A 7454-nucleotide genomic window follows, 5' to 3' on the forward strand; every position below is an offset into this window, starting at 1 on the left:
CGGCGGTCAGACGCTGTATCCGAGGCTGTCGATCACCGGTTCCAGGATCGGGATGACCGGTTCCAGATGGCGCATGTAGTTGCGGTGACGGTAGAGGGAGCGGCTGTAGAGGGCCTCGGTAACCTGCGCGTAGCTCGCCGTGCGGGCGTACCGCCGGTTCTTGTCGAAGCGCAGGCAGCGCCGGTCGAAGCGCAGACCGACGAAATCCAGCAGACGGCGGACGTTCGGTTCGAACTCCTGGACCAGATCCTCGTAACGCAGCGGCAGGTAGCGCAGCGGCATTTCCCGGCGGTAATGCCCGACCAATTCGAACACGCGCGCGCAATGGCGGGCCGCCGTTTCCAGATCGGCGGCGCACTGGAAGCCGTGGGTCAGGTTGTGCGACATCATCGACAGGACCACGTCCAGCGGATGGCGCAGGACATGCACCACCGGCGCCGCCGGAAGCATCAGGGCGATCAGCCCGAGATGAAGCTCGTTGAATGGCATCTTGTCGGTGAAGAGCCGGTTGCCGGGGCGGAACGGCACCAGCTTGCGGGCGCGGCGGAGATACTCGTCGCGCAGCCGGTCCAGCCCGTCGCGCTGGTCGCCCATCCACAGCTCCGACAGCGCCTCGGGATAGGCCAGCGGGCTGTCGAGCAGCCGTGGCAGCCTGTGGACCAGCTGGGCCAGCGCCGGCAGTTCGTCGCCCCCGGCGACCGCCGGGTGGGCCGAGAGAATCTGTTCGACCAGCGTCGTGCCCGACCGGGGGGCGCCGGTGACGAAGATCGGCTGGGCTCCGGCCGCCGGGCTCTCCGGCCGCGGCAGCAGCCGCAGGCGGGGGGCGATGAAAAAGCCGCCCAGGCGCGCGATCAGGTCCGACGCCTCCGGCTCGGCGTAGCCCTGCCCCTGCTGCCGGATCAGCGCCTTGGCGGCGACCATGGCGGCGAAGGCCTCGTCGTGGCGGCCCAGCCGGTCGAGCAGGCGCCCCTTTTCGAGAAGCCCGGCGGGATCGAGACCGACCGCCGCCTCCAGCACGGCCAAGGCGGCCTCGGGCGCCCCCTGCCGCCCGAGCAGCGCCGCCTCGAAGCCGCCGATGGGGTGGCCGGGGTCGATCCGCCTGGCGCGGGCGAGGAGGCGGGACGCGGTGTCCAGACCGCGTCCCGCCTCCTCGGTCTGCGCCCAGCCCAGCCATGTCAGGAAGATGGCGGGGTCGAGCGCGGCGGCCTGGCGGTAGAGCGCCCGCGCCTCGTCGATGCGGCCCTGCAGTTTCAGGTTCCAGGCGAGATTCGCCAGGGTTACGGCGTCCGCCCCCGCCAGCGCCAGCGCCTGGCGGTAATGGAACTCGCCGGCGTGGGGCTGGTGGCCCTCAGTCAGGGCCATCGCCAGCACCGCGTGGGAGGTCGGGTTGCCGGGGTCCAGCCGGACGGCGTTGCGCGCCTGGGCCTGGGCCTCCGGCAGCCGCGCGGCCCGCAGAAGCTGCCGGGCCAGATCCAGCGTCGTGTTCAGGTCGTCGGGCCTCAGGTGGCGGATGCGCTGAAGAACGGCGATGGCGGCCTCGGCCGGACCGGAAATCTGCAACAGGCAGGCGAGGATGGTCAGGGCGTCGGCATGGGCCGGCGCCTCGTCCAGGATTTTCAGGCACAGCCGGCGGGCGGTGGCGGCGTCGCCACGGTCGAAGGCGTCCGCCGCGCGCTCCGTCCTCGCTTCGATCCGGTCCAGCGCCGGAGCGGACGGCGGCTCGACCGCCGTCGGCCGGCAGCAACGGACCGCGCGCAGCCCGCTGCCGCAGCCGCAACGGTCGTCAGGAAGAGGCGGCATCGTCGGGCGTTCCGGTGCTGAGGGGAGGTGTGTTCGATCGTCGATGCGGCGAAACCGGTCTTGCGGCCCGCCGGTTCGGTATGCGCGAGCGAGAAGATAGAGGGGGCTTTGCCCCGACGCAAGCGGAGGCCGCCTCGATCCGGTCCGTCCGGACGGCTTCCCGCAAGAGAGGAGAAGCTGGTTCTCCCTCCAACCCATGCCCGTTCTGTCGTGACCGGGCTCCACGATCTCGTTGCGACGCAACAGAAAGCCGCTGCAATCGGTTCGCAATCCATCTCAACCATGTCGTCACTTATTTTTGAATAGAGTACAAATTCCACCAAATGTGACAGAACCAATGAGCGAGCCCGATATTTTAAATTTCCCCGATAACAATCGGTGACAAAAATGCGCCATTTCATGTAAGACTAAATCTCTACAAATCACATAAACGGAGAAATAAAATTTTCATTCACAATTTTAATGAGAAAATTTCTCAAAAATCGGCGCAGTTCCATAGAAAAATTGGCATTGCCATATTTTATTTCCAGATTTTTTTTAAAATCATGTCTTATTTTTATTGTCAATAAATATGAGAGAACAGTCTGGAAAGAGAAAATGTTGATATTAAACGGGTGACTCGCCTAGGGTTCCGAACAGAAAATTCCCCGCCTCGCAAGCTGTTCTGTTCGTCAGGTGAACCTTTATGCCCTCGCCCCCGTCCGCCCTCGCATCCATCCGCAACCGTCTTGCCGCTGGAAAGCACCTTCCGATTGCGGTCGCGGCCCCGATTGCGCTTGGCGTGTCCCTGGCCGGAGCCGCCGCGCAGGCCCAGGGCACCAGCCAGACGCTGTCCACGCGGCAGACGACCCAACTCTCGCCGGCCTCGACCATCCGGGAGGTTTTGATCACCAGCACCGGGGCCGTGGACGACACCGGGGTCGCTCCGGGATTCAAATTGCTGACCGGCGTCTACATCATATCCAGTACCGGCTGGAGCATGACGAACAACGGCACCATCAACATCAGCGAGATCGGCCGAATCTTTCAGGCTGACGGTGTCTATGGAAGAAATGCCGGAACCCTAATCAATACCGGTTTGATCAATGCCCCGGACTCACACGCCGGATTCCATGTCAATTTCACGTCTCAGAACAAGACAAATGTTCAAAATACCGGAACAATCATTGGAAATTTCTACGGCGTTGGCGTCAATACTCCACTTGAACTTACCAATGGCTCTCCGTCCAATGGGGCGGCGCTGATCAAGAGCCGTTCCACGGAGTTTCCAGAGTTCGCCGCCGTCTATGCCTCCTCTCTCTCCACTGCCAGCACGATCACCAATTACGGGACCATCGTAGGGCCGGGCGATGCGGTCCTCATCAACGGCCCCGCGACCGTGACCAATTACGGGACCATCACCGCCGGAAACGGCTACAACGCGATCAACCTGACCTTCCCCAGGACGAGCAGCGTCGTGACCCTGAAGGACGGCAGCCGGGTGACCGGCAACGTGACGACCACCGGCGCCGGCGGGACGCCACCCCTGAACCTGGAAGGCAGCGGCACGATCACCGGCACGATCTCCGGCTTCTCGACGCTCACCATGAGCGGCACGGATTGGTCGCTGAACGGCGCCGGCACCGTCACCAACACCGCCGTCCAGAGCGGAATCCTGCGCTTCACCGGAACGCTGGCCAGCGCGGTCACAGTCAGCAACACCGGCACGCTCACCAGCACCGGAACCGTGAGCGGCGCCCTGACCGCGGCAAGCGGCGGCACGGTCACGGTGGGTTCGTCCGGCGCGCCAGGGACTCTGACGGTCACCGGCGCCTACACCCAGGCGAGCGGCGCCACCCTGGCCATCCACACCACGCCGACCGCCAGCAGCAAGCTGGCGGCCGGCGGGGCCGCCAGCCTGGGCGGCACGCTCGCGGTCGTCTCCAGCGGTGCCGGCTACACGCTGCCCACGCAACACACCATCCTCACCGCCGGCAGCGTCACCGGCGCCTTCAGTTCGGTCACCGAAAGCGACCCCACCCTCACGCCGACCATCACCTACGACAGCGCCAACAACCAAGTCGTTTTGACGCTGACCCAGGCGGTCTCGCCGCCCCCGCCTCCGCCCCCGCCACCACCCCCTCCGCCTCCGCCGCCACCCCCTCCGCCTCCGCCGCCACCCTCTCCGCCGTCCCCTCCGCCCCCGCCTGTGGTGTCGCCACCGCCGCCCGTTGAGGTCTCGCCGCCTGTGGTGACGTCGCCGCCGGTGGTGGTCTCGCCGCCCGTGGTGGTGTCCCCTCCTGTGGTGGTGTCCCCTCCTGTGGTGGTGTCGCCGCCCGTGGTGACGTCGCCGCCGCCGGTGACGGGCGTGATCGACACCAGCCAGACCAGCTTCACCAACTCCGATGGCGCGGTTCAGGCCACCACCGTCACCTTCGACGGCGGAATCCTGAAGCCGTCGACGGCTCTCACCCTGACCCAGCCCCTGACCGTCACGGGCAACAACGGCGTCATCGCGCCCAACGGCACCTCCGTGGTGCTGAATGGCGCCGTCACCGGCAACGGCGCCCTCACCGTGTCGGATGCCGGCACCGTTACAGTCGTCGGCAGCGTGTCCAACACCGGTGGGCTTGCCGTCCAGAACGGCGGCACGCTGGCCGTCGCCACCGGCAGCCAGGTGAGCGTGCCGCTCAGCGTGAGCAACGGCACCGCCAACGTCGGCGGCATCCTGAGCGGTAGCCAGCTTTCCGTCGGCAGCGGCGGCGCCGTCACCGTGGCCAAAGGCGGCGTCGTCGGCTCGGCGGTCAACGTGTCGTCCGGCGGATCGCTGACCGTCGTCGACGGCGGCGGCATCGGCGGCGCGGTCTCGGCCAACGGCGGATCGGTCACCGTCACCCGGAACGGGGCGATCAACGGCGCCATCGGCGCCAGCAACGGCGGCAGCATCACCGTCGACGGCGCCGTCATGGCGCCGGTCACCCTCCGGAACGCCACCCTGACCGTCAACGGCACCGGCAGCACCGGCGCGGTCACCGTCGGCGACGGCGGCGCGGCCAAGGTCGACGGCACGGCGCTCGGCACCGTCACCGTTGCCGAGGGCGCCACGCTGAGCGGCGGCGGCACCATCGCCGGCGCCACCACCGTCGCCGGCACGCTGTCGCCCGGCAGCTCGCCGGGCGTGTTGACGGTCCGCTCCGCCGTCACCCTGACCGGCACCAGCACCTACCGCGCCGAGATCGACGGGTCCTCCGCCGGCACCGGCGCCGGGCACCACGACCAGATCGTGGTGCAGGGGGCGACCTTCACCGCCGCCGGCACGCTGGCCCCGGTGCTGCGCGGCATCTCCGGCAGCGCCACCAACAGCTTCACCCCCGCGCTGGGCGACCGCTTCACCGTCGCCGCCGCTTCGGGCGGCGTGCTCGGCAGCTTCGGCACCCTGGTGCAGCCGTCCGAGGGGCTGGCCGCCAACACCCGCTTCGACGTCCTCTACGACGCCACCGCCGTCCGGCTGGTGGTGACGCCGGGCCGCTACGCCGCCATGGCCGGCGGCACCCGCAACCAAAGGGCCACCGGAACCGCGGTGGACGCGATCCGTCCGGCCGCCGGCCTGCGGCTGACCGGCGCGGCCGCGCCGGTGTTCAGCGGTCTCTACGGGCTGAACGAGGCCCAGGTCGCCGGGGCGCTCGACCAGTTGTCGGGCGTGTTGCACGCCGACTCGCTGACCTCCGCTCTGACCGGCAGCCAGCTCTTCGGCCAAGCGGTGAACGGCCGGATGGCGGGTCTGCGCGACGGATGGGTGTCCGGCAGCCTGAGCCTGATCGGCGCCAGCGGCGGCGGCGTGACGGCCGGCACCGCCGGCTCCCCGGAGCCCGGATCGGGAACGGGATCGGCCTGGGGCAAGACCGGCGGGGTGTGGGGCCAGCCGCTGGCGGCCTACGCGCGCACCCGCTCCGACGGCAACGCCTCCGGGACGGAACAGCGCATCGGCGGCTTCCTGGTCGGGGCGGATCGCGGTTTCGAAGCCGATGGGTTCGAGGCCGGCAGCGGCGTCCTGAACGCCGGCGTGGCGTTGGGTTATCTGCGCAACCGCACGGAGACGCAGCGCGGGTTGGGCAAGATCGGCATAGACAGCTACCAGGCGACGCTGTACGCCAGCTGGAACCTGGGCGGCCCCTATGTGGAGGGTGCGGTCGGCTACGGCTACAGCCGCTACGACAGCGAGCGGGCCATCGTCTTCGGCGGCTTCGCCCAGGGGGCGAACGGCAAGGCCGACGGCCACGGTCTGTCGGCGGAACTGGCGGCCGGGCACCGGATGACGGTCGACGGGCCGGAAGGCCGCGCCTGGGTCGAGCCGCGCGTCGGGCTGCGGTTGGACCGCATCACCCGCGACGGCTTCACCGAGACGGGGGGCGTCGCGGCGCTGAGCGTCGATGCGGCGGCTTGGACCAGCCTCCGCAGCTCCGTCGGGCTGCGGGCGGGAACCAGCGTGACTGTGGGCGGCCTGACGCTGCGCCCCACCGTGTCGGTGGCGTGGCTGCACGACTTCGGCGACGTGACGGCGAGCACGACCAACCGTCTGGCCGGGGCGGCCTTTACCGTCGACGGTGCGCGCCCCGGCCGCAACGCGGCGCTGGTCGGCATCGGGGCCGGGGTCGCGTTGGACGACAACCTGACCGCCACCCTCGACGTGCAGGACCAACTGCGCGAGCGTGAGAACGTCGTCTCAGCCACCGCCGGGCTGCGATGGAAGCTGTGACGGCGTGGGGAAGAGGGCGGGAGGGCGCCCCGCGCTCCCCGGCCGCTCTCGGCCGGTTCGCGGGCCGAGGCGGTGGAGCCCGATCGGGTGAACCGCTCCCGCTTTCCGGCAACTGTATTCAGGTTATTCCTTGCGGCCGGTAAGTGGTGCCGAGAATGAACCGTCCCGGTCTCTTCGGAGGGCGTCTGTTTTCCGCACCAGCCCGTGACGGGCGGCAAACGGCCGGGATTCGATGCTTCGAGTCATGACGGGTTTCCTGAGGAGGCGGACAGGAAGGCGAGGTCCAAGCTGGAGGCGGCTTCGAACAGCCGGCGCCGGCGCAGCCAAGCGGCGGCGAAGCCGGCGGGACCGGCCTTGGCGATGGTCTCGAAGGCGGCCCACCGGTGCGCCGCCCGCCAGCGCCGCCGGGTCGAGGGTGAGCTGGCCGAGCCGGCTGCCGTCCGGCATATTGAAGAAGACGTCGCGCCGCGGCATGGCTCCAGCCACCAGCGCCGCCTCGGCGCGGTTCAGACCCCAGTCATGGTAGAGCACCCGCTTGGCGGCGTTGGGATCGGCGAGCAGCAGCGGATGGACTGCGGCGTTGCGGCGCCGCTGCGCTTGGGAATCAGCCGGGATATTGCCAGTGGCCGGTTCACCGACTCTTTGCGCCGCTTCCGGCAAAGCGGTCCGCAGGACAGTTTGATCGTCGAGAGCGGAAGCGACGCTCGCCTTCTGTCGACGCTCCACGCCGGCGGGCTCGACTTGGCGCTGGTGCCGGCGGAAACAACCGGCTCGACCGCCGACATCCTATGGCGGGAAGACGTCCAACTCGTGTTGCCATCGCGTTTCCCCTGCTGGTGGAGCGTAAGCGTCTGCCGAACGCCGCCTTGTTGGGGGTGAGGAAGTAGGTGAAGAGCGGGTCTACGGAGGCTCCATTGGA

3 protein-coding genes are annotated in these 7454 nt (G+C 68.6%); 2 read left to right on the top strand and 1 reads right to left on the bottom strand.

Annotation, left to right across the window (positions count from 1 at the left end; genetic code table 11):
* Nucleotides 1-6: 6 nt before the first annotated feature.
* A complete protein-coding gene (locus EJ913_RS26855; protein WP_185909956.1) occupies nucleotides 7-1800 on the bottom strand; it encodes a tetratricopeptide repeat-containing sulfotransferase family protein in 1794 nt (597 codons plus the stop codon).
* Between the two features lie 1378 nt (nucleotides 1801-3178).
* On the opposite strand from EJ913_RS26855, the gene EJ913_RS33115 reads away from it, so the two are divergent.
* Complete coding sequence (locus EJ913_RS33115; protein ID WP_280531398.1) at nucleotides 3179-6535, top strand: autotransporter domain-containing protein; 3357 nt, start codon at nucleotides 3179-3181, stop codon at nucleotides 6533-6535.
* 360 nt (nucleotides 6536-6895) lie between these two features.
* On the top strand, nucleotides 6896-7414 hold the full coding sequence (locus tag EJ913_RS26865; RefSeq protein WP_238522399.1) for a LysR substrate-binding domain-containing protein: 519 nt from the start codon (nucleotides 6896-6898) through the stop codon (nucleotides 7412-7414).
* Nucleotides 7415-7454 lie beyond the last annotated feature (40 nt).

Source organism: Azospirillum doebereinerae (genome assembly GCF_003989665.1).
GTDB lineage: Bacteria > Pseudomonadota > Alphaproteobacteria > Azospirillales > Azospirillaceae > Azospirillum > Azospirillum doebereinerae.